Origin of the sequence: Streptomyces sp. NPDC004542 (assembly GCF_040610035.1) — a bacterium.
Lineage (GTDB): Bacteria > Actinomycetota > Actinomycetes > Streptomycetales > Streptomycetaceae > Streptomyces.
Genome location: NZ_JBEXLP010000008.1, coordinates 94075 through 114565, shown reverse-complemented (window position 1 = coordinate 114565; position 20491 = coordinate 94075). Strand labels below are relative to the sequence as shown.

Below are 20491 nucleotides of genomic sequence, written 5' to 3'. Positions count from 1 at the left end.
CCAGCGCACCACTAGAAGACAGGTGTGCCGTTCCGCGTCAGCTTCCAGTCCACCGACGCGAAGTCCTGCGGATCCAGCACACCCTTCGCGGTCACCCACTCCGCGATCCGGGTCCGGATCTCCGTCGACTCCGACCACAACTCCTTCGCCGAGGCCACGAACGGGAACGCACCACCGCCATTGGCCCGGTAGTTGTTCACCGCCAGCACGAACTGCTGCGCGTCGTCCAGAGCAGCACCACCGAAGGTCAGGTTCCTGATCCGGGAGCCCGCGGGCTGCGCGATGTCGATCTCGTACCGGAAACCCGAGACATAGTCGTAGTTGTAGTCCGGGCGCCCGTTCGCATTCGTCAGCTTCTCCACATCGACCACCGCGTCCGCGGCCGTCTGCACGAAGTACTCCGCCGAGTACTCCAGGTACGCCCGCAGCTGCGCCCCCGTCATCAACTTCGCGACCAGCGTGTTGTCGTACACGTACAGGCTGGAGAGATCCCGGATCGTCACCTCGCCGGCCGGGACCTCCGAGGTCCGCGAGAACGGCGAGGCCTGCGCGACCACCGGTAGCGAGGCGTATTCCGTGCCCGCCAGCGCCGCCTTCACCACGTCCTCCTGGACCTTGGTGATCAGGTCGATGATCGGGGCGTCCTTGACGCGGGCCTCGACCGTCGTCAGCGTCGCGGTGGCGGTACCGACGACCTGGTTGACGTACTCGACGACCTTCGCGTGCTCGTCCGTCAGCAGCTTGGTGATCTTCGGGTCGTCGGCGACCGAGCCGGAGTCCAGCAGCGAGGCGCCGACCGACTCCACCTCCCACCTGCCCTTGCTGAACACCAGCTCGATGTCGAACAGCGTGAGCCGCTCCGCGAAGCACAACGGCTCCGACAGCACGACCGTCCTGCCGGTGGCCTCGTTGGTGACCTTCAGCTCCGGGATCTCCACATGCGCGTGCCCGACCAGGATCGCGTCGATGCCCGGCACCTGCCGGGCGACGTTGGCGGCCGCGTTCTCCACGTACGGCACCTGGTCACCGTACGACGACGTGCCCGAGGTACCGCTGTGCGCCGACACCACCACCACGTCCGCACCCATCGAACGCAGCTTCGGCACCCACTTCGCCGCCTGCTCCTCCAGACCCGGGAAGGTCAGCTTCCCCTGCACGAACGCCTTGTCCCAGATCGCGATACCCGGATTGGTCAGACCGAGCACGGCGACCTTCACCGGCGGGGCGCCCGGCACATGGAACTTCTTCATGAAGTACGGCGGGAACGCCGGCCGCTGCGTCTTCGCGTCCAGCGCGTTCGCCCCCAGCAGCGGGAAGTGCAGCTGCTGCTCGAACCTCCGCAGCGTCTCGATACCGTAGTTGAACTCGTGGTTGCCCAGGGCCGCCGCGTCATAGCCGATCGCGTTCATCGCCTGCGCCATCGGATGCACCGGCCCGCCCTTGGCGGTGATCGGATCCACCTTCGCGTAGTAGTACGTCAGCGGAGTGCCCTGGATCGTGTCGCCCGCGTCCAGCAGCAGCGTGTTGCAGCGGCCCCGCTCCTCACGCACCCGGTTCACCAGGGTCGAGATCCGCGCCAGGCCCACCGCGTTGCCCGCCTTGTCGGCGTACTCCGCGTCCTTGAAGTAGTCCCAGTTGAAGACGTGCCCGTGCAGGTCCGTCGTACCCATCACGGTCAGCGCGTACCGCTTCGGCCGCTTCGCGGGCTTCCCCGCCCGCGCCGCCTCGGCCGCCTGCGCCGCCGGAGCCGACGCCGCACCGGCGACCGCCACCCCCGCCCCGGTCACGGCGGACTTCTTCAGGAACTTCCGGCGGTTCAACGGCATGTCTCTTCTCCTCGGGAAACGGGCAACAACGCGCGTAGATTCTGACCCGTTCATGACGTACCGCAACAGATACGGCAGGTTTCGATCTGATGACCTAAGCGGTCAACTCCCGCCCCACAACCAGAAAAGACCTGACACAGTAGGACGTATGACCACCCCTCACACCCCCCACGGCACCCCCGAAGCCCCCCTCCTCACCGTCCGCGGCGAAGCCGAACTCGAAACCGAACCCGAAATCGCCCGCATCACCGTCACCCTCACCGCCCGCGGCCGCGACCGCCGCACCACCCTCGACGACCTCACCCGCCGCAACACCACCGCCCTCGACCTCATCAAGTCCTACGGCGACACCGTCGAACGCCTCACCACCGGCACCCTCTCCCTCACCCCCGAACTCAGCGAACGCGGCCGCGGCGAACGCGTCCACGCCTACCACGGCCGCGTCCACCTCACCGCCGACCTCACCGACTTCACCCACCTCGCCGAACTCACCACCCGCCTCGCCGACCTCGAACTCACCCGCGTCGACGGACCCTGGTGGCTCCTGCGCCCCGACTCACCCGTATACCGCCAAGCCCGACAACACGCCGTACGAGAAGCCGTCCAGCGCGCCCACGAATACGCCGCCGCCCTCGGCACCACCGTCACCGCACTGACCGAACTCGCCGACACCGGCACCGACCGCCCCCAGCCCACCCGAGCCCCCCTCACCCGCGGCCTCCACCGCGCCACCCTCACCGGCGCCGCCGAACCCCCCGAACCCCTCGACCTGGAACCCGAACGCCTCCACGTCAGCGCACAGGTCAGCGCGCATTTCACCATGGCACCACCGACACTGTGACCACGAAACCGAAAAATGCTCGTCGGAGCACCCGGCCGCACCATTCAATACTTGTCAACAAGCCTTCACCCAAAGAACGTTGAGCAGACACGCCCCGCCAAGCCCCTACCCACGGGTAAGGCCTAGGCTCGAAACATGCGCCGAGCAAAAATCGTCTGCACCCTAGGGCCCGCCACCGACACATACGACCAGATCAAGGCGCTGGTCGACGCCGGAATGGACGTCGCCCGCTTCAACCTCAGCCACGGCGGCCACGCCGAGCACGAGGAGCGCTACCACCACGTACGCAAGGCCGCCGACGAAACCGGCCGCAGCATCGGAACCCTCGCCGACCTTCAGGGACCGAAGATCCGACTCGGCCACTTCACCGAAGGCCCCGTACTCCTCGAACGCGGCGACACCTTCACCATCACCGTCGAACCAGGCGCCGAAGGCGACCAACACCAGAGCGGAACCACCTACCCCGGCCTCGCCGACGACGTCACCCCCGGCGAACGCATCCTCGTCGACGACGGAAAAGTCTGCCTCGAAGTCACCGCCGTCGACGGCCCCCGCATCCACACCACCGTCCGCGAAGGCGGCATCGTCTCCGACCACAAAGGCCTCAACCTCCCCGGCGTCGCTGTCTCCGTCCCCGCCCTCTCCGAAAAGGACGAAGCCGACCTGCGCTGGGCGCTGCGCACCGGCTTCGACGTCATCGCCCTCTCCTTCGTCCGCAGCGGCAAGGACATCGAGGACGTCCACCGGATCATGGACGAGGAGGGCCGCCACCTCCCGGTCATCGCCAAAGTGGAGAAACCGCAGGCCGTCGACTCCATCGAGGACATCGTCGCCGCCTTCGACGGCGTCATGGTCGCCCGCGGCGACCTCGGCGTCGAGATGCCGCTCGAACAGGTCCCGATCGTCCAGAAGCACGCGATCAAACTGGCCAAGCGCAACGCCAAGCCGGTGATCGTCGCCACCCAGATGCTGGACTCCATGATCGACAACTCCCGTCCCACCCGCGCGGAGGCCTCCGACGTCGCCAACGCGGTCATCGACGGCACCGACGCCGTGATGCTGTCCGGCGAGACCAGCGTCGGAAAACACCCCGTCGACACGGTCCGTACCATGTCCAGGATCGTCGAGGCCGCCGAGGAAGACCTCCTGGCCAGGGGCCTCCCGCCGCTCACCGGGAACAACAAGCCCCGCACCCGGCCGGGCGCCGTCGCCCGCGCGGCCGCCGAGATGGGCGACTTCCTCGGCGCCAGGTTCCTCGTCGCCTTCACCCAGTCCGGCGACACGGCTCGCCGCCTCTCCCGCTACCGCTCGCCGATCCCCCTCCTGGCCTTCACCCCGGAACCGGCGACCCGCTCCCAGCTCAGCGTCACCTGGGGTACGGAGACCTTCCTCGTCCCGGACGTCGGCTCCACCGACGCGATGGTCGCCCAGGTGGACGAACTGCTCCTGCGGTACGGCCGCTGCCGGCCGGGCGACGTCGTGGTCATCACGGCCGGCTCACCGCCCGGCGTCTCCGGCTCGACGAACATGGTGCGGGTGCACCACATCGGCGAGGACGACTGCTGAGCTTGCGGTCCCCTCGGTCAGTGCTTGGGTCCCACGTGGGCGTCCATGAGGGCTACGGAGGCTTTGCGGGCTACGGAGATGTTGAAGGGGTCGCTGCCGCGAGCCAGGGTGGTCCACTGGACGCCCACTTTGTCGAGGCTGTCCTTGAAGAGCTTCCGGATGTCGTCGGACTTGTTGGAGAAGAAGTACCGGGGGTACTCATAGCGCTTCCGCTCGCCGGCGATGATCTTCTCGGTCCAGTTGGTGTGCGGCAGCCGTCGGAGTGGCTGCCTCACAGTCGTCCATGAGCCCCGGCCACGACTCCGTGCAGGTGATCATGAGGTTAGGTACGCGGTGTTCGGAGTAGTGACTGATGTGGCCGTCGCCCAGGTAAAGCCCCAACAGGTAGCTGTAAGCGGGGGCGTCGAGTTCCCGCCCGTCGCACCTAGGGCATCTCGGGTCATGCTTGTCGGGACACTCTCCGCGTTTCGCACGGTCCACGTGCTTCCAGTGGCTGATCGTTCCCGGCGGCACCTCGAGCTTGCGAGCTACATCCGCGTTTCTGGCGCCGCCTCGCAGGAGGGACAGCGCACGCATTCGCACTTCAGTGCTGTGGTAGTACATGTAGCCACTCTGCGTCACCTGTCGTGACGCCGTGCGCAAAAAGCGGAGGACCACGCGAACGTGATCCTCCGTTTCCGCGGTGCCGGGTGCGGGACTCGAACCCGCAAGCCCTCTCGGGCAGATGTGTTTGAGACATCCGTGTATGCCATTCCACCAACCCGGCAGGACTGGCTGCTCGGAAGCATACCGGGTCAACACAGCGCCCCGCCCCTAGGTAGGCTGCATAGGCAGCAGCACCTGCCCGGCCCGTACCAAGGAGCCCCCGTGACCGCCCCCGAGTCGCCCCAGCCCGTAGACGTGCCCGATGACGACAAGTCGCACGTGCCTCCGCTGACGACCCGTGTCGTCATCGCCGAGGACGAGGCCCTGATCCGGCTCGATCTCAAAGAGATGCTGGAGGAGGAGGGCTACACCGTCGTAGGCGAGGCCGGTGACGGGGAGCAGGCCGTGGAGCTGGCCCGTGAGCACCGGCCGGACCTGGTGATCCTGGACGTGAAGATGCCGAAGCTGGACGGTATCTCCGCGGCGGAGCGGATCGCCGAGGAGTCGATCGCGCCGGTGCTGATGCTGACGGCGTTCTCGCAGCGGGATCTCGTGGAGCGGGCCCGGGACGCGGGTGCGATGGCGTATCTGGTGAAGCCGTTCAGCAAGAGCGATGTCGTGCCGGCGATCGAGATGGCCGTTTCGCGTTTCAATGAGTTGCGGCAGTTGGAGAAGGAGGTCGCGGACCTCACGCAGCGGCTGGAGACGCGCAAGCTGGTGGACCGGGCGAAGTCGGTGCTCCAGACGGAGTACGGGTTGACGGAGCCGGCGGCGTTCCGGTGGATTCAGAAGACGTCGATGGACCGTCGGATGTCGATGCAGCAGGTGGCGGAGGCGGTCATCGCGGACAGCGAGGAGAAGAAGTCGGCCAAGGGCTGACCCTGACCGGCTGCCTCAGGCATGCGGCGAGGCCCGCGCCCCGGAGAAGCGGGCGCGGGCCTCGTCGTGTGAGTACGCACGTGGGGTGTGCGTGGCTCGGTGGGTCAGTCTTCGCCGAGGTAGGCCTTGCGTACGGATTCGTCGTGGAGGAGGTCCTGTCCGCTGCCGGAGAGGACGATCTTGCCGACTTCCATGACGTGGCCGTGGTCGGCGAGGGAGAGTGCGGCCTGGGCGTTCTGCTCGATGAGCAGGATGGTGGTGCCGGCGGCCTTGAGTTCCTGGATGGTGGCCATGATCTTCTGCATCATGATCGGGGAGAGGCCCATGGAGGGTTCGTCGAGCATGAGCAGTTTGGGACGGGACATGAGGGCGCGTCCCATGGCGAGCATCTGCTGTTCGCCGCCCGAGAGGGTGCCTGCGGGCTGTTTGCGCCGTTCTCCGAGGATGGGGAAGAGGTCGTAGGCGCGCTGGATGTCCTTTTCGATGCCGTCCTTGTCGGTGCGGAGGAAGGCGCCGAGGCGGAGGTTGTCCTCGATGGTCATGCGGGGGAAGATGTGCCGGCCTTCGGGGGAGTGGGCCAGTCCCAGCGAGACGATCTTGTGGGCGGGGATTTTGTTGAGTGTCTTGCCGTCGAATTTGATCTGTCCGGCGAGGGGCTGGAGGAGGCCGGAGAGTGTCCGCAGGGTGGTGGTCTTACCGGCGCCGTTGGTGCCGATGAGGGTGACGACTTCGCCGGCTTCGACCTTGAACGAGATGCCTTTGACGGCCTCGATCTTGCCGTAGGCGACCCTGAGGTCTTCGACCTCGAGCAGTGCGGTCACTTGGCGTCTCCTTCTGCGGTGCTGCTCTCTGCCTCGGCGGTCGCGGTGTGGGCTTCCGCTTCGGCGGCCTCGACCTCGGCGGCTTCGTCGGTGCCGGGGGCGCCTTCGAAGGGTGTGCCGAGGTAGGCGGCGATGACGCGTTCGTCGGCCTGGACGACTTCGGCGGTGTCTTCGACGATCTTCTCGCCTTGGACGAGCACGGCGACGCGGTCGCAGAGGTTCATGATGAACCGGATGTCGTGCTCGATGACGAGGATGGCGGTGCCCTGGTCGCGGATGGCGAAGACGAGTTCCTCGGTGGCCCGGGTTTCCTGGGGGTTCATGCCCGCGGTGGGTTCGTCGAGGAGCAGCAGGCCGGGTTCGCTGGCGAGTGCGCGGGCGATTTCCAGCTTGCGCTGTTCGCCGTAGGGCAGGTTGCGGGCGAGGTGGTCGGCTTTGGCTGCGAGGCCGGTGAACTCGAGGAGTTCCATGGCGCGTTCGCGTGATTCGGCTTCGGCTTTCTTGAAGGCGGGGAGGCGCAGGAGCGCCGACCAGAGGCCTTCGTTGGTTCTGGTGTGGCGTCCGACGAGGACGTTTTCCAGGACGGTCATGTTGGCGAAGAGCCGGATGTTCTGGAAGGTGCGGGCGATGCCGGCCTGGGTGACGAGGTGCGGTTTGGGCGGCAGGACGGTGCCTTTGTAGGTCACTGTGCCGCTGGTGGGGACGTAGAGGCCGGTGAGGCAGTTGAAGAAGGTGGTTTTGCCTGCGCCGTTGGGTCCGATGAGGCCGACGATCTCTCCGCTGTTGACGGTGAGGTCGACGGAGCGTACGGCGGTGAGGCCGCCGAAGCGCATGGTGACGTCGTTGGCGTCGAGGACGGCGGTGGTGGTGGCGGTTGTGGTGGTGGTCATGGTGGTCACGCACCTGCCTTGGCGACGCCGGTGGCACCTTCGGGCAGTGCTGTGTCGTCGGGTACGTCGAGTTGTCCGGTTTCGTGGAATTCGAGCTGTTTCCTGCGGTCGGCGACGAGGCCTTCGGGCCTGAAACGCATGAGGAGCATGAGTGCGATGCCGAAGAGGAGCAGCTGGTAGTCGGCCATGAACTGGAGTTTGGCCGGGATGAGGTAGAGGAGGGCGGCGCCGATGAGGGGTCCGCTGATGGTGCCCATGCCGCCGAGGATGACGGCGGCGAGGAGGAAGGCGGAGTTGGGGGGTACGGAGCCGGCGAACTGGTATTGCTCGGGGGTGACGCTGTAGGAGACGTGGGCCTGGACGGTGCCGGCGAAGCCGGCGAGGGAGGCGCCGAGGGCGAAGGCGAGGAGTTTGAGGCGGAAGCCGTTGATGCCCATGGCGGTGGCGGCGGTCTCGTCTTCGCGGATGGCGACCCAGGCGCGGCCGATGCGGGATTCCGCGGAGCGGCGGAAGACGGTCACGACGACGGCCGTGAACAGGAGCATCAGCAGGTAGTAGTTGGCTGAGCGGGTGAGCTGGTGGCCGAGGACGTCGTGGGGCAGTCCGAGGTTGAATCCGAAGATCTCCAGGTCGGGGATGTTCGGGATGCCGTTGGAGCCGTTGGTGACGTCGGGTCCGCTGTTTCCGTTCAGGTTGTTCATGGTGATGCGGAAGATCTCACCGAAGCCGAGGGTGACGATGGCGAGGTAGTCGCCGCGCAGCCGCAGGGTGGGGGCGCCGATGACGACGCCGAAGATGAGTGAGGCGGCGGCGCCGGTGAGGACGGCGGCCCAGAAGGGGAAGTGGACGCCGATGGTGGACTGGGGGGAGCCGGAGACGAGGGCGGCGGCGTAGGCGCCGACGCCGAGGAAGGCGACGTATCCCAGGTCGAGGAGGCCGGCGAGGCCGACGACGACGTTGAGGCCGAGGGCGACGGTGGCGAAGATGAGGATGTTGGCGCCGATGAGGGCGAACTGGTCGTTGGTCTGGGTGAAGGGGAAGCAGATCGCGGCGGCGAAGGCGGCGCCGATGGTGACCTGGCGGTGTTTGGCGGTGAGGGCGGAGAGTCGTTTGAGGAGGCCGGCGCGGGTGACGGCGGTGAATCCGAAGGCGGCGATGATGAGGAAGCCGACGAACAGTTCGGAGTATTCGGTGCCGATGCCGTAGGCGAAGACCCAGAGGCCGGTGCCGAAGCCGGCGGCGATGATGAGGATCTCGGCCCAGGAGGGGAGTTCCTTGGCGCGGCCGGGTTCGGGGGCGGTGAGGGTGTGCCGGAGTCTGCCCCAGAGGCCGGGGTTGGGTTCGCTGTCGTCGTAGGGCTGGTCGACGGGGAGGCCGAGGGCGGCGATGGCTGCGATGAGGGAGCCGATGCCGGAGACCCAGGCGCCGGGTTCGAGGTTGACGAGGCCGCCGAGTTCGTCGCTGATGGCGCCCATGGCGTAGCCGGTGGTACCGAAGGTGCCGAGGGCGAGGAGGGCGACGGGGCTGTTGGTGCCGCCGGGGGTGAGCCAGCGCAGTCCTCGGATGCCGTAGCCGGAAAGGGCGAAGAGCAGGGTGAGGAGCGAGCCGATGAGGGTGAGGACCTGGAGGCCGCCGGGGTAGCCGGTGACGGTGAGGTCGCCGGGGAATTCCGCGGTCCAGGTCCAGGCGAGGAAGGTGCCCACGAGTGCGACGGCGGAGCCGGCGAGGGTGGTGATGCGGGCGGCGGCCGGGGGCAGCGGGACCAGCGGGGTCGCCCTGGTGGGCGACTGGGTGCTGTCGGTGGTCTCGGTCGGGGTTTTGGTGGTCATGGGTATCACGCCCGATCCGCGACGCGCTCGCCGAGGAGGCCTTGGGGTCGGAAGAGGAGGACGAGGATGAGGAGGGCGAAGGCCCAGACGTCCTTCCAGGCGCCGCCGCCGAAGAGGTCCATGCCGGGGATGTCGCCGATGTAGCCGGTGGCGAGGGATTCGGCGACGCCGAGGACGAGGCCGCCGAGCATGGCGCCGTAGATGTTGCCGATGCCGCCGAGGACGGCTGCGGTGAAGGCTTTGAGGCCCATGATGAAGCCCATGCGGAAGCCGACCTGGCCGTTGTGGAGGCCGTAGCCGACGGCGGCGACGGCGGCGAACGCGGCGCCGATGGCGAAGGCCATGACGATGATGCGGTCGGTGTTGATGCCCATGAGTTTGGCGGTGTCCGGGTCCTGGGCGGTGGCTTGCATGCCGCGTCCGGAGCGGGTCTTGGTGACGAAGAGGCCGAGGGCGATCATGCAGAGGGGGGCGGCGATGATGACGAAGAGGTCGCCGCGCTGGATGTTGGCGCCGAAGACGTCGAAGGGGCCGCCGTCGAACTGGGGGAAGGGGCGGTCCTTCTTGGCGTCGGGGTACCACTTCCAGACGATCTGCTGGAGGACGATGGACAGTCCGATGGCGGTGATGAGGGGTGCCAGGCGGGGTGCGTTGCGCAGGGGGCGGTAGGCGAAGCGTTCCGCCGCGGTGGCGACGCCGACGGAGACGATGACGCCGCCGAGGATCATGAGGGGGATGGCGATGCCGAGGGCGAAGTCCTTGGGCAGCCAGAGCCAGACGGTGAGGGCCCCGAAGCCCCCGACCATGAAGATCTCGCCGTGGGCGAAGTTGATGAGCTGGACGATGCCGTAGACCATCGTGTAGCCGATCGCGATGAGTCCGTACATCGCGCCGAGGATGAGTCCATTGGCCAGCTGTTGCGGCAGTTCGTGCACCGCAGGGCCTCCGTGGAGTGGTTCGGATACGGCGCCGCGCGGGAGGGCTGGTGGGCACTCCCGCGCGGCCTGATCAATGCGTGCAGTGGTGAGGAACGGGTGTTGTTTCCTCGCTCAGCCGATCTTGGGCACCCCGCTGTATTCCGGCGTCCACGCGTTGCTCTTGACCTTGTAGGCGGTCATGGTGTGGTTGGTGGTGTCGCCGTACTGGTCGAAGGAGATGGTGCCGGTGACGCCGTCGAACTTGACCTTGCTCATGGCGTCGAGGACCGCCTTGCGGCCGTCGGAGGGGAGCTTGCCGTCGTTGTTCTCGACGGCGAGCTTCACGGCCTCGATGATGGACCAGGCGGCGTCGTAGGTGAGGCCGCCGTAGGCCTCGTAGGCGTCCTTGTAGCCGGCGTTCTTGTAGTTCTCGATGAACGTCTTGGCGGAGGGAAGCTGCTCGACGGGCTTGCCGACGGAGGTGGCGAGGTCGCCCTCGGCCTTCTTGTTGAGCTTGGGGAAGTCGCCGGAGTAGATGCCGTCGCCGCCCATGAGCGGGATCTTCTGGCCGCTGTCCTTGAGCTGCTGGCTCAGGGGGGCGGCGGCGGGGTACTCGCCGCCGTAGTAGAGGGCCTGGGCGCCGGTCTTCTTGATCTTGGCGACGACGGCGTTGAAGTCGCGGTCGTCGGGGTTGACGTGGTCGCTGCCGACTATCTTGCCGCCGAGCTTGGTGAAGTTGGTCTTGAAGGAGGCGGCGAGGCCGGCGCCGTAGGTCTTCTGGTCGTCGATCAGGTAGGCCTTCTTGACCTTGGCCCGGTTGTAGAGGTAGTCGGCGGCGAAGGCGCCCTGGATCTCGTCCGTGGTGGCGGTACGGAAGAAGGTCTTGAACTGGCGGACCCGGTTGCCGGTCTTCCAGCCGTCGCCCTGGGTGAGTTCGGTGCCGGTGTTGGCGGGGGAGACCTGGGTGAGGCCGGCGTCGTTGAACGGCTTCTGCATCTGCTGGGAGACGCTGGAGTTCAGCGGGCCGACGACGCCGAGGACGTCTTTCTCGCTGATGAACTTCTGGGCGTTCTGCTGGCCGACGGAGGGCTGGGCCTGGTCGTCGAGGGCCTCGACCTTGAACTCGACGCCCTTGACGAATCCCTGCTTGTTGGCCGTCTTGGCGGCCAGGTCGGCGGAGTTCTTGATGCCGAGGCCGAGGGCCGAGAGGTCGCCGGTGAGCGGGGCGTCGACACCGATCACAACCGTGGTCTTGTCGCCGCTGCTGCTGCCGCCCTTGTCGTCGCGCGACCCACAGGCGGTGAGTGTCAGCGATCCCGCCGCGAGCGCGGCGGTGATAGCGATGATCGAACGTTGACGCACGAATCAGGTCCTTTCCCTGGCGCGGCGGCTCCCCGTGGAACGCACCGAGTCCGGCGCCGTGGTGGTGTGGCTGGCTGTGAATTCCATGGCGCGGTGACTGGCCGTGACTCTAAGCGTGTGCGGGGAAGGTGGAGGAGTGTCTGGCCAAGGCTGTGACGCTCTTGTTATGACACGACGTAATGCAGAGCGGTACTGGGTGGGGGGATGTGTGGAATTCCAGCCGATTCGCCCCGTCCGCATTGTGAGAACCCGCAGGACGCGCGCTCGGCTTTTCAGCAGCGTCCCACTGTTTTGGTGATGACCATATTTTGTTGCCGCAGGCGACCGGAGTGCTCTCCGAGGGGGGTGGGGACGGCGTGCGCACCGCGGTGGGGACGGGCGGCTTGCATTGCGTGCGTATTACGCAGAGTTACGTTTGGGAAAGGGAGGCGGTCGTCGGCCGGTGCTTTCCCGCATTCCGTGCCGAGGGCGGCGCTCAGTGCCATGGGCCTTTGCCCGGGCCGCCCGTCCGGTACCACTGCGCGCAGCCCTCGCGGGCCTTGCGGTCGATGAGCCGGTCGGCCGCGCCGCGGTGGCCGCGTCCGAGTTCGGCGCGGGCGGCGTGCACGACGTCCCTGAGGATGTCGTACTGGCCGTCGGACAGGCCCATTTCCTGGTAGTCGCCCACGGTGTCGTCCTTGAGCTGTCTGCGCGACCAGTACGCGACGACCCGCGTGCACAGTTCCCCGGGCGAGGTGGTGCGGGGTGAGGGGGCGCCGGTGTGGGTCGCCGGGCTGCTCCGGGCCGCCGTCCCGCCCGTGGTGCCGGAGCCCGCGCATCCGGCGGCCAGCGGGCCCGTCAGGAGGGCGAGCCCGAGTCCGCATGCGAGTGCCGCCCCCGGCGCGGAGGCCCGTCCCGTAGCCATGCCCCGACGCTATGTGGCCGGGTGCGGGACATCAACTGCCGGGGGACTGCGCCCCGTTGGCGGCGAGCCGGCCGGTGGCGAGCCGGCCGGTGGCGGGTCGGCCGGTGGCGGGTCAGCCGGCCGTGCGCACGTGGTCCCCGTCGGTGGGCCGCACGTCGCGGAGCAGACAGGTCAGCCGCGCGGTGCACACCCGCCGGCCCTCCTCGTCGCTGATCACGATCTCGTACGTCGCCGTCGACCGGCCCTGGTGCACGGGGGTGGCCACGCCGGTGACGAGGCCGGAGCGCACTCCGCGGTGGTGGGTGCAGTTCAGGTCGACGCCGACCGCGATCTTCTTGCTGCCGCCGTGCAGCATCGAGCCCACCGAGCCCAGGGTCTCCGCCAGCACCGCGGAGGCGCCCCCGTGCAGCAGCCCGTACGGCTGGGTGTTGCCCTCCACCGGCATGGTGCCGACGACCCGGTCCGCCGATGCCTCCGTGATCTGCACGCCCATCCGGGTGCCGAGGTGCCCGGCGGAGAACAGCGCCTGGAGGTCGACGCCGAGCGCGGCGTACTCGTCGATGACCTCCTGCGGGAACTTCACGTGCTGCTGCTCGCCCATCGGCCCGGCTCCGTCCGTCGTACCTGTGTCTGTCGGCTGAGCAAACGCTCAGTCGGTCGCCGATTGTTCCAGACGCACGACGACGGACTTGCTGGCCGGGGTGTTGCTGATGTCCGCCGTGGCGTCCAGCGGGACCAGGACGTTGGTCTCCGGGTAGTACGCCGCCGCACAGCCCCGCGCGGTCGGGTAGTGCACGACCCGGAAGCCGGGTGCCCGCCGCTCCACGCCGTCCCGCCACTCGCCGACGAGGTCGACGTACGCCCCGTCGGCCACGCCGAGCCTGCGCGCGTCCTCGGGGTTGACGAGGACGACCCGGCGGCCGTTCCTGATGCCCCGGTAGCGGTCGTCCAGGCCGTAGACCGTGGTGTTGTACTGGTCGTGCGAGCGCAGGGTCTGGAGCAGCAGGCGGCCCTCGGGCAGGTCGGGGTACTCCACCGGGGCCGGGGTGAAGTTCGCCCTGCCCGTCGCCGTCGGGAAGCGGCGCTCGTCGCGCGGGGCGTGCGGCAGGGCGAAGCCGCCGGGGCGGGCCACGCGGGTGTTGAAGTCCTCGAAGCCGGGGATCACGCGCGCGATGCGGTCGCGGACGGTGGCGTAGTCCTTCTCGAACTCCTCCCACGGCACCTTGCTGTCCGCGCCGAGCACACGGCGTGCCAGGCGGCAGACGATCGCCGGCTCGGACAGCAGGTGCGGGCTCGCCGGCTCCAGACGGCCGCGCGAGGCGTGCACCATGCCCATGGAGTCCTCGACCGTGACGAACTGCTCGCCGCCGCCCTGCTCGTCCCGTTCGGTGCGGCCCAGTGTCGGCAGGATCAGGGCCCGCGCGCCCGTGACCACGTGCGAGCGGTTGAGCTTCGTGGACACGTGCACGGTCAGCCGGGCCCGCCGCATGGCCGCCTCGGTGACCTCGGTGTCGGGGGAGGCGGAGACGAAGTTGCCGCCCATGGCGAAGAAGACCTTCGCCTCGCCGTCGCGCAGCGCGCGGATGGCCCGCACGACGTCGAAGCCGTGCTCGCGCGGCGGCGCGAAGCCGAACTCCTTCTCCAGGGCGTCCAGGAAGGCCGGGGCGGGGCGTTCGAAGATGCCCATCGTGCGGTCGCCCTGCACGTTCGAGTGACCGCGCACCGGGCACACGCCCGCCCCCGGGCGGCCGATGTTGCCGCGCAGCAGCAGGAAGTTGACCACCTCGCGGATGGTCGGCACGGAGTGCTTGTGCTGGGTGAGGCCCATGGCCCAGCAGACGATGGTGCGCCGGGAGGCCAGGACCATGCCGAGGGCCTTGTCGATCTCCGCGCGGGTGAGGCCGGTCGCGGTGAGGGTCTCGTCCCAGTCGGCGGCGCGGGCGGCCTCGGCGAACTCCTCGAAGCCATGGGTGTGTTCGCGGACGAACTGCTCGTCGACCGCGCCCTCCGTCTGGAGGATCAGCTTGTTGAGGAGGCGGAAGAGGGCCTGGTCGCCGCCGATGCGGATCTGCAGGAACAGGTCGGTGAGGGCGGCGCCCTGGAGCACGCCCTGCGGGGTCTGCGGGTTCTTGAAACGCTCCAGGCCCGCCTCGGGCAGCGGGTTCACGCTGATGATCTTCGCGCCGCCGGCCTTGGCCTTCTCCAGGGCGGAGAGCATGCGGGGGTGGTTCGTGCCGGGGTTCTGCCCGGCGACGATGATCAGGTCGGCCGTGTGGAGGTCCTCCAGCAGGACGCTGCCCTTGCCGATGCCGATGGTCTCGTTCAGCGCCGAGCCCGACGACTCGTGGCACATGTTCGAGCAGTCGGGCAGGTTGTTCGTGCCCAGCTCGCGGGCGAACAGCTGGTAGAGGAACGCGGCCTCGTTGCTCGTCCGGCCCGAGGTGTAGAAGACCGCCTCGTCGGGGGAGGCGAGGGCGGTGACCTCCTCGGCGATGATGTCGAAGGCGCGCTCCCAGCTGACCGGCTCGTAGTGCTCGCCGCCCTCGGGCAGGTACATGGGATGCGTGAGCCGCCCCTGCTGGCCGAGCCAGTAACCGCTGCGGCCGGCGAGGTCGGCGACCGGGTGCGCGGCGAAGAACTCGGGGGTGACCCGGCGCAGGGTGGCCTCCTCGGCCACCGCCTTCGCGCCGTTCTCGCAGAACTCCGCCTTGTGCCGGTGGTCCGGCTCGGGCCAGGCGCAGCCCGGGCAGTCGAAGCCGTCCTTCTGGTTGACCCGCAGCAGTGTCAGCGCGGTGCGCCGCACACCCATCTGCTGCTGGGCGATGCGCAGCGTGTGCCCCACGGCCGACAGACCCGCCGCCGCGTGCTTCGGCCCCGTGACCTGCGGCGCGTCCTGGACCGGATCCCCCATGGGCGGCTTCGTCGCCATCGCGCGCTCCTCTTCACCCGCGTGTGTGCCGTGCGGGACCGATCCTCGCACGGCACGGTGACAATGCCTCCGGCCGGGCGGAAGACAGGACGCCGGCCGTACCCCGGGGTGAATGTGCCGACCCCGTCACGCCGCGCTCGGCGGGCGGCCTGCACGGCGGTGCCTTCGGCCCTGCTCGGCGGGTGGTCCGGGCGGCGGTGGCATCGGCCGTGCTCGGCGTGTGGTCCCTCGGCGGTGTCTGCGGGTTCGATGGTCCGGAGCTCCCGGAGCTCCCGGAGCGCTCGGCACGCTGCGGCCGGGGAGTGCGCGGCGGCTCGGCGCGGTAGCCACCGTGCCGGGAGGGGCAGCCGCAGGCCGGCCGCGCCTACCAGGTACGCCCCGGGCCGTCGAGCGGGTGGCCCGGCGGGTGAGGGTGTGGGTGAGGGCGGCAAGGGTGCACGGTGTCGGCGGTGGCGGCCTCCGTGGTGCTCGGAGGGGCCGTCCCCCGCGGTGACGGCGGATCCCGGGGCCGGTAGCCGGCTCCGCGGGGCGCTTCCTTCGCCACTCGCCGCCGTCGCGCCTCCTGATCCCCGGCCGCCTGATCCCCGGCCCTGCTTCGTCCCCGGCCGAAGCAGGCGCGGCGCTCTCGCTGTCAGTGGGGCGTGGCAGGATCAGGGGCGTGGCAGAAACAGCATCGAAGACGACCGACAAGACCCCCGGCGGCACCCGTCCCCGGCTGATGCTCATGGACGGGCACTCGCTGGCCTACCGCGCGTTCTTCGCGCTGCCCGCGGAGAACTTCACCACCGCGACGGGCCAGCCGACGAACGCGATCTACGGCTTCGCCTCGATGCTGGCCAACACCCTGCGTGACGAGGCGCCCACGCACTTCGCGGTGGCGTTCGACGTGTCCCGCAAGACCTGGCGGTCGGAGGAGTTCACCGAGTACAAGGCGAACCGCTCCAAGACGCCGGACGAGTTCAAGGGCCAGGTCGAGCTGATCGGTGAGCTGCTCGACGCGATGCACGCGCAGCGCTTCGCCGTCGAGGGCTTCGAGGCGGACGACGTCATCGCCACCCTCGCCACGCAGGCCGAGGCCGAGGGCTTCGAGGTGCTGATCGTCACCGGCGACCGTGACTCCTTCCAACTGGTCTCCGAGCACACGACGGTGCTGTACCCGACGAAGGGCGTCTCGGAGCTCACCCGGTTCACTCCGGAGAAGGTTGCCGAGAAGTACGGGTTGACGCCTGCCCAGTACCCCGACTTCGCGGCGCTGCGCGGCGACCCGTCCGACAACCTGCCCGGCATCCCCGGCGTCGGCGAGAAGACCGCCGCGAAGTGGATCAACCAGTTCGGCTCCTTCGCGGAGCTGGTCGAGCGCGTCGACGAGGTCAAGGGCAAGGCCGGGCAGAACCTCCGCGACCACCTGGAGGCGGTCAAGCTGAACCGCCGGCTCACCGAGCTGGAGCGCCGGGTCGAGCTGCCCAAGGCGGTCGCCGACCTGGAGCGGGCCGCGTACGACCGCAAGGCCGTCGCGATGGTCCTGGACACCTTGGAGATCCGCAACCCGTCCCTGCGTGAGCGGCTCTTCGCCGTCGACCCGGGCGCGGAGGAGGCCGAGGTCACCCCGATCACGACGGACGGCGTGCAGGTGGACGGCACGGTCCTCGGCACGGGCGAGCTGGCCCCGTGGCTCGCCGCGCACGGCACGGAGCGGCTCGGCGTCGCCACCGTCGACGCCTGGGCGCTGGGTGCCGGCTCGGTCGCCGAGGTCGCGCTCGCCGACGCCGACGGTGCCGCCGCCTGGTTCGACCCCGCCGAGCTGGACGAGGCCGACGAGCAGGCGTTCGCGGCCTGGCTCGCCGACGCGGACCGGCCCAAGGTCCTGCACAACGCCAAGGGCGCCATGCGCGTCCTCGCCGAGCACGGCTGGTCCGTCGAGGGCGTGACCATGGACACCGCGCTCGCCGCCTACCTGGTCAAGCCGGGCCGCCGCTCCTTCGACCTGGACGCGCTGTCCATGGAGTACCTGCACCGCGAGCTGGCCCCCGCCGCGGCCGCCGACGGCCAGCTGGCCTTCGGCGCGGACGACGGCGCCGAGGCCGAGGCCCTGATGGTCCAGGCCCGTGCGGTCCTGGACCTGGGCCAGGCCTTCGAGGCCCGCCTGGAGGAAGTGGGTGCGGCGGACCTCCTGCGGGACGTGGAGCTGCCCACCTCCGTGCTGCTGGCCCGCATGGAGCGGCACGGCATCGCGGCCGACCGTGCGCATCTCGAAGCAATGGAACAGATGTTCGCTGGTGCGGTGCAGCAGGCGGTGAAGGAGGCGCACGCGGCGGCGGGTCACGAGTTCAACCTGGGCTCGCCCAAGCAGCTCCAGGAGGTCCTCTTCGGCGAGCTGGCCCTGCCGAAGACGAAGAAGACCAAGACCGGCTACACCACGGACGCCGACGCCCTGGCCTGGCTCGCCACCCAGACCGACAACGAACTCCCGGTGATCATGCTCCGGCACCGTGAGCAGGCAAAGCTCCGGGTCACGGTCGAGGGCCTGATCAAGACGATCGCGGGCGACGGCCGCATCCACACCACCTTCAACCAGACGGTGGCCGCGACCGGCCGCCTGTCCTCCACGGACCCCAACCTCCAGAACATCCCGGTCCGCACGGACGAGGGCCGGGCGATCCGCCGCGGCTTCGTCGTCGGTGACGGCTTCGAGGCCCTGATGACCGCGGACTACAGCCAGATCGAACTGCGCGTGATGGCACACCTCTCCGAGGACGCGGGCCTCATCGAGGCGTTCACCTCCGGCGAGGACCTGCACACGACGGCGGCGGCCCAGGTGTTCGCGGTGGACCCCTCGGCGGTGGACGCGGAGATGCGCCGCAAGATCAAGGCGATGTCGTACGGCCTGGCGTACGGGCTGTCGGCCTTCGGCCTGTCCCAGCAGCTCAACATCGAGGCGGCCGAGGCCCGCGCCCTGATGGACGCGTACTTCGAACGCTTCGGCGGCGTGCGGGACTATCTGCGCCGGGCGGTCGACGAGGCGCGGGCGACGGGCTACACGGCGACGCTCTTCGGGCGCCGCCGCTACCTCCCCGACCTCAACAGCGACAACCGTCAGCGCCGCGAGGCGGCCGAACGCATGGCCCTCAACGCGCCCATCCAGGGCACGGCGGCGGACATCGTCAAGATCGCCATGCTGAAGGTGGACGGCGCGCTGCGGGCGGCGGACCTGCGGTCCCGCATGCTCCTCCAGGTCCACGACGAAATCGTCCTGGAGATCGCCCCCGGCGAGCGCGAGGCCGTGGAGGAGATCGTCCGCCGCGAGATGGCGGGCGCGGTCCACCTCAGGGCCCCCCTCGACGTCTCCGTCGGCGTCGGCCCCGACTGGGAATCCGCCGCGCACTGACCTCCGACGGTCCGCCAAGAGACGGGGCTCGGCCAACAGGGCCGAGCCCCGAGCCCCCGGCGGTCGCGCAACCACAACGGCGCATGCCGGCGGTGCCGAACCAGCCGATCCTGTTCACCGGGCCCACCCGCATCACCCGGCCCGCCGGAGCCCCGCCGAAGGCTCGCCGCAGCCCCGCCGAAGCCCGCAGGGCCCCGCACGGGGCCGTCACTCACGTGGCCCCCGCCAGAACGCCTCCGCCGCCCCCGCCCGTAAAGATGCGGACATGGGTATACGCACGCTCCACCGCCGGACGGCCCACGCACGGCCCCCGAGCCGGCCGGGCACCCCCGAGGCGCCGGACACGTCGCCCCCGCCGGTTCCGGCCCTCTCGGCCGAGGCAAGCACCGCCCGCATCCCCGCCGACCCGGCCGGAGCCGTCCGCAGGACGGCGGCAGACCTCGGGCGCAGACTCACCGGCCGGCTCACCCGGGCGAGAAATGCGGCCGCAGGCCTCGGCCGCGGCTACTTCGCGCTGCTCCTCGCGCGGCTCCCGAGAACCCGCCCCGCACGCACGATCACCGTCTTCGTGGCACCCCTCACCGAGCGGCCGACGGGGTCCGCCGCGCATCGGCCCCGCCCGGACCGGCGGCATCCGGGGCCGGACGCCACACCCTGACCCCGAGGGCGTACGCGAGCAGCCCCGGCACCAGTCCCGCGCCCAGCCCGAAGCACAGTGTCGGCACCAGCTCCCACGGCTTCGCGGCGGCATTCCCGTACGCCCACCGCAGCGCCCGCTGCGCGGCTCCGGCGACCGCGCAGCCGCCGATCACCGCGGCGGCCCACCACCGGTCCCGCGCCGACAGCGGCGGAACCCCCACCGGCCCGCTCGACGGCATCCGCCGTACCGCCCGCCCCACCCACGCCGCGGTCACCAGGGCGGCCACGAGCGAGCTGCCGTACTGGAGGTACCAGTGCACCGGCACCCCCGCCGCGGACCGGCCGAGAACCGGGAACAGCCGTACCCCCCAGCGGTCGTGATGCGTGAACGCGTCCCACACCACGTGCGTCGACGCGCCGAGCACCGCGGAGACGTACCACAGGCCGACCGAGGCGGGCCGCACGCGCGCGCGTGGCGTCCCGCACCGCAGCAGGGCCGCCCACCGGCCCTGGCGGTCCCGCGGCAGCTGCGCCACCAGCGGTTCGCGCAGTACCAGCCACAACCCCACCAGGCCCCAGGACACCAGTACGTCGACGCTCAGCACACCGGCGAAGGAGTGGGTGACGTTCCCGAACCGCATCGCCCCGGGCAGCAGACCGGCCGCGTAGTAGGTCATGTCGGGCGAGAAGGAACCCGCCACGAGCACCGCCGGTACCAGTCGGCCCCGGCCGGACCCGTCCCCGCGGACCGCGGGCAGCACCGCCGCCGCGTGGCTGAGAGTGAACGGCAACTCGGCTCCCTTCACCGGACGTTACGGGGTGGATGGCCCGTGATCGCGTGGCCCAGTATGCGGGAGCGCGCCCCGGACCAACGGGACGTGGCCGACTGGTGAAAACCGGGCGGCACCGGGTGCCCCCGCAAAGGAAGTTGTCGTAGGGTCACCTGGGTCACAGTGCCGGGGCACCGGTCGCACACATCGACGTTTCAGTGGAAAAGCGCAACGGGGGCAACCACAGCCACAGGTCATCCGTCACAACAGGGCGAGCGGGAAGAGCGG

Annotated in this window: 14 protein-coding genes, 1 tRNA gene and 1 pseudogene; 4 read left to right on the top strand and 12 right to left on the bottom strand. The window is 69.6% G+C overall.

Annotation, left to right across the window (positions count from 1 at the left end; translation table 11 throughout):
• Positions 1 to 11 precede the first annotated feature (11 nt).
• Positions 12 to 1826, bottom strand: coding sequence for a 5'-nucleotidase C-terminal domain-containing protein (locus tag ABZX30_RS07700; protein ID WP_355930117.1), 1815 nt, complete (start codon positions 1824 to 1826; stop codon positions 12 to 14).
• Between the two features lie 148 nt (positions 1827 to 1974).
• Here ABZX30_RS07700 and ABZX30_RS07695 point away from each other — a divergent pair, with 148 nt between their 5' ends.
• The gene (locus tag ABZX30_RS07695) at positions 1975 to 2667 is read left to right on the top strand and encodes an SIMPL domain-containing protein (RefSeq protein ID WP_355930116.1); all 693 of its coding nucleotides are present in this window, start codon (positions 1975 to 1977) and stop codon (positions 2665 to 2667) included.
• Positions 2668 to 2802: 135 nt separating this feature from the next.
• A complete protein-coding gene (gene pyk, locus ABZX30_RS07690; protein ID WP_355930113.1) occupies positions 2803 to 4233 on the top strand; it encodes a pyruvate kinase in 1431 nt (476 codons plus the stop codon).
• 17 nt (positions 4234 to 4250) lie between these two features.
• Here the strand turns inward: pyk and ABZX30_RS07685 are convergent.
• A pseudogene (locus ABZX30_RS07685) lies at positions 4251 to 4836 on the bottom strand (transposase).
• 80 nt (positions 4837 to 4916) lie between these two features.
• A tRNA-Leu gene (locus ABZX30_RS07680) sits at positions 4917 to 4999 on the bottom strand.
• Between the two features lie 101 nt (positions 5000 to 5100).
• Between ABZX30_RS07680 and ABZX30_RS07675 the strand changes: the two genes are divergently transcribed.
• Positions 5101 to 5757, top strand: coding sequence for a response regulator (locus tag ABZX30_RS07675; protein ID WP_355930111.1), 657 nt, complete (start codon positions 5101 to 5103; stop codon positions 5755 to 5757).
• A 104-nt stretch (positions 5758 to 5861) separates the two neighbouring features.
• Here ABZX30_RS07675 and ABZX30_RS07670 read toward each other — a convergent pair whose 3' ends face one another.
• The 8 genes from ABZX30_RS07670 to ABZX30_RS07635 form a co-directional block, all read right to left on the bottom strand.
• Entirely contained in the window at positions 5862 to 6578 is a 717-nt protein-coding gene (locus tag ABZX30_RS07670) for an ABC transporter ATP-binding protein (protein ID WP_355930109.1), read from the bottom strand.
• Positions 6575 to 7468, bottom strand: a complete 894-nt coding sequence (locus tag ABZX30_RS07665) for an ABC transporter ATP-binding protein (RefSeq protein WP_355930107.1) — start codon at positions 7466 to 7468, stop codon at positions 6575 to 6577. The genes ABZX30_RS07670 and ABZX30_RS07665 overlap by 4 nt, the downstream gene beginning before the upstream one ends.
• A 5-nt stretch (positions 7469 to 7473) precedes the next feature.
• A complete protein-coding gene (locus tag ABZX30_RS07660) occupies positions 7474 to 9297 on the bottom strand; it encodes a branched-chain amino acid ABC transporter permease (protein WP_355930105.1) in 1824 nt (607 codons plus the stop codon).
• Between the two features lie 5 nt (positions 9298 to 9302).
• The gene (locus ABZX30_RS07655) at positions 9303 to 10232 is read right to left on the bottom strand and encodes a branched-chain amino acid ABC transporter permease (RefSeq protein ID WP_355930102.1); all 930 of its coding nucleotides are present in this window, start codon (positions 10230 to 10232) and stop codon (positions 9303 to 9305) included.
• Positions 10233 to 10346: 114 nt separating this feature from the next.
• Positions 10347 to 11561 (bottom strand): branched-chain amino acid ABC transporter substrate-binding protein, encoded by a 1215-nt coding sequence (locus tag ABZX30_RS07650; RefSeq protein WP_355930193.1) that lies wholly within the window; start codon positions 11559 to 11561, stop codon positions 10347 to 10349.
• Between the two features lie 490 nt (positions 11562 to 12051).
• A complete protein-coding gene (locus tag ABZX30_RS07645; protein WP_355930100.1) occupies positions 12052 to 12480 on the bottom strand; it encodes a hypothetical protein in 429 nt (142 codons plus the stop codon).
• A gap of 112 nt (positions 12481 to 12592) precedes the next feature.
• On the bottom strand, positions 12593 to 13081 hold the full coding sequence (locus ABZX30_RS07640) for a hotdog fold thioesterase (RefSeq protein ID WP_355930097.1): 489 nt from the start codon (positions 13079 to 13081) through the stop codon (positions 12593 to 12595).
• Positions 13082 to 13129: 48 nt separating this feature from the next.
• Positions 13130 to 15409: an FdhF/YdeP family oxidoreductase gene (locus tag ABZX30_RS07635; protein WP_355930094.1), complete on the bottom strand. Its 2280-nt coding sequence runs from the start codon at positions 15407 to 15409 to the stop codon at positions 13130 to 13132.
• Positions 15410 to 16067: 658 nt separating this feature from the next.
• Here ABZX30_RS07635 and polA point away from each other — a divergent pair.
• Positions 16068 to 18794 (top strand): DNA polymerase I, encoded by a 2727-nt coding sequence (polA, locus tag ABZX30_RS07630; RefSeq protein WP_355930092.1) that lies wholly within the window; start codon positions 16068 to 16070, stop codon positions 18792 to 18794.
• Between the two features lie 578 nt (positions 18795 to 19372).
• On the opposite strand, the gene ABZX30_RS07625 is transcribed toward polA, so the two are convergent.
• The gene (locus tag ABZX30_RS07625) at positions 19373 to 20224 is read right to left on the bottom strand and encodes a DUF4184 family protein (RefSeq protein WP_355930090.1); all 852 of its coding nucleotides are present in this window, start codon (positions 20222 to 20224) and stop codon (positions 19373 to 19375) included.
• Positions 20225 to 20491 lie beyond the last annotated feature (267 nt).

Coding starts and splice junctions, on each gene's coding strand:
- ABZX30_RS07700 (WP_355930117.1), bottom strand. CDS start 1,826: ATGCCGTTGAACCGCCGGAAGTTCCTGAAGAAGTCCGCCGTGACCGGG.
- ABZX30_RS07695 (WP_355930116.1), top strand. CDS start 1,975: ATGACCACCCCTCACACCCCCCACGGCACCCCCGAAGCCCCCCTCCTC.
- pyk (WP_355930113.1), top strand. CDS start 2,803: ATGCGCCGAGCAAAAATCGTCTGCACCCTAGGGCCCGCCACCGACACA.
- ABZX30_RS07665 (WP_355930107.1), bottom strand. CDS start 7,468: ATGACCACCACCACAACCGCCACCACCACCGCCGTCCTCGACGCCAAC.
- ABZX30_RS07660 (WP_355930105.1), bottom strand. CDS start 9,297: ATGACCACCAAAACCCCGACCGAGACCACCGACAGCACCCAGTCGCCC.
- ABZX30_RS07645 (WP_355930100.1), bottom strand. CDS start 12,480: ATGGCTACGGGACGGGCCTCCGCGCCGGGGGCGGCACTCGCATGCGGA.
- ABZX30_RS07640 (WP_355930097.1), bottom strand. CDS start 13,081: ATGGGCGAGCAGCAGCACGTGAAGTTCCCGCAGGAGGTCATCGACGAG.
- ABZX30_RS07635 (WP_355930094.1), bottom strand. CDS start 15,409: ATGGCGACGAAGCCGCCCATGGGGGATCCGGTCCAGGACGCGCCGCAG.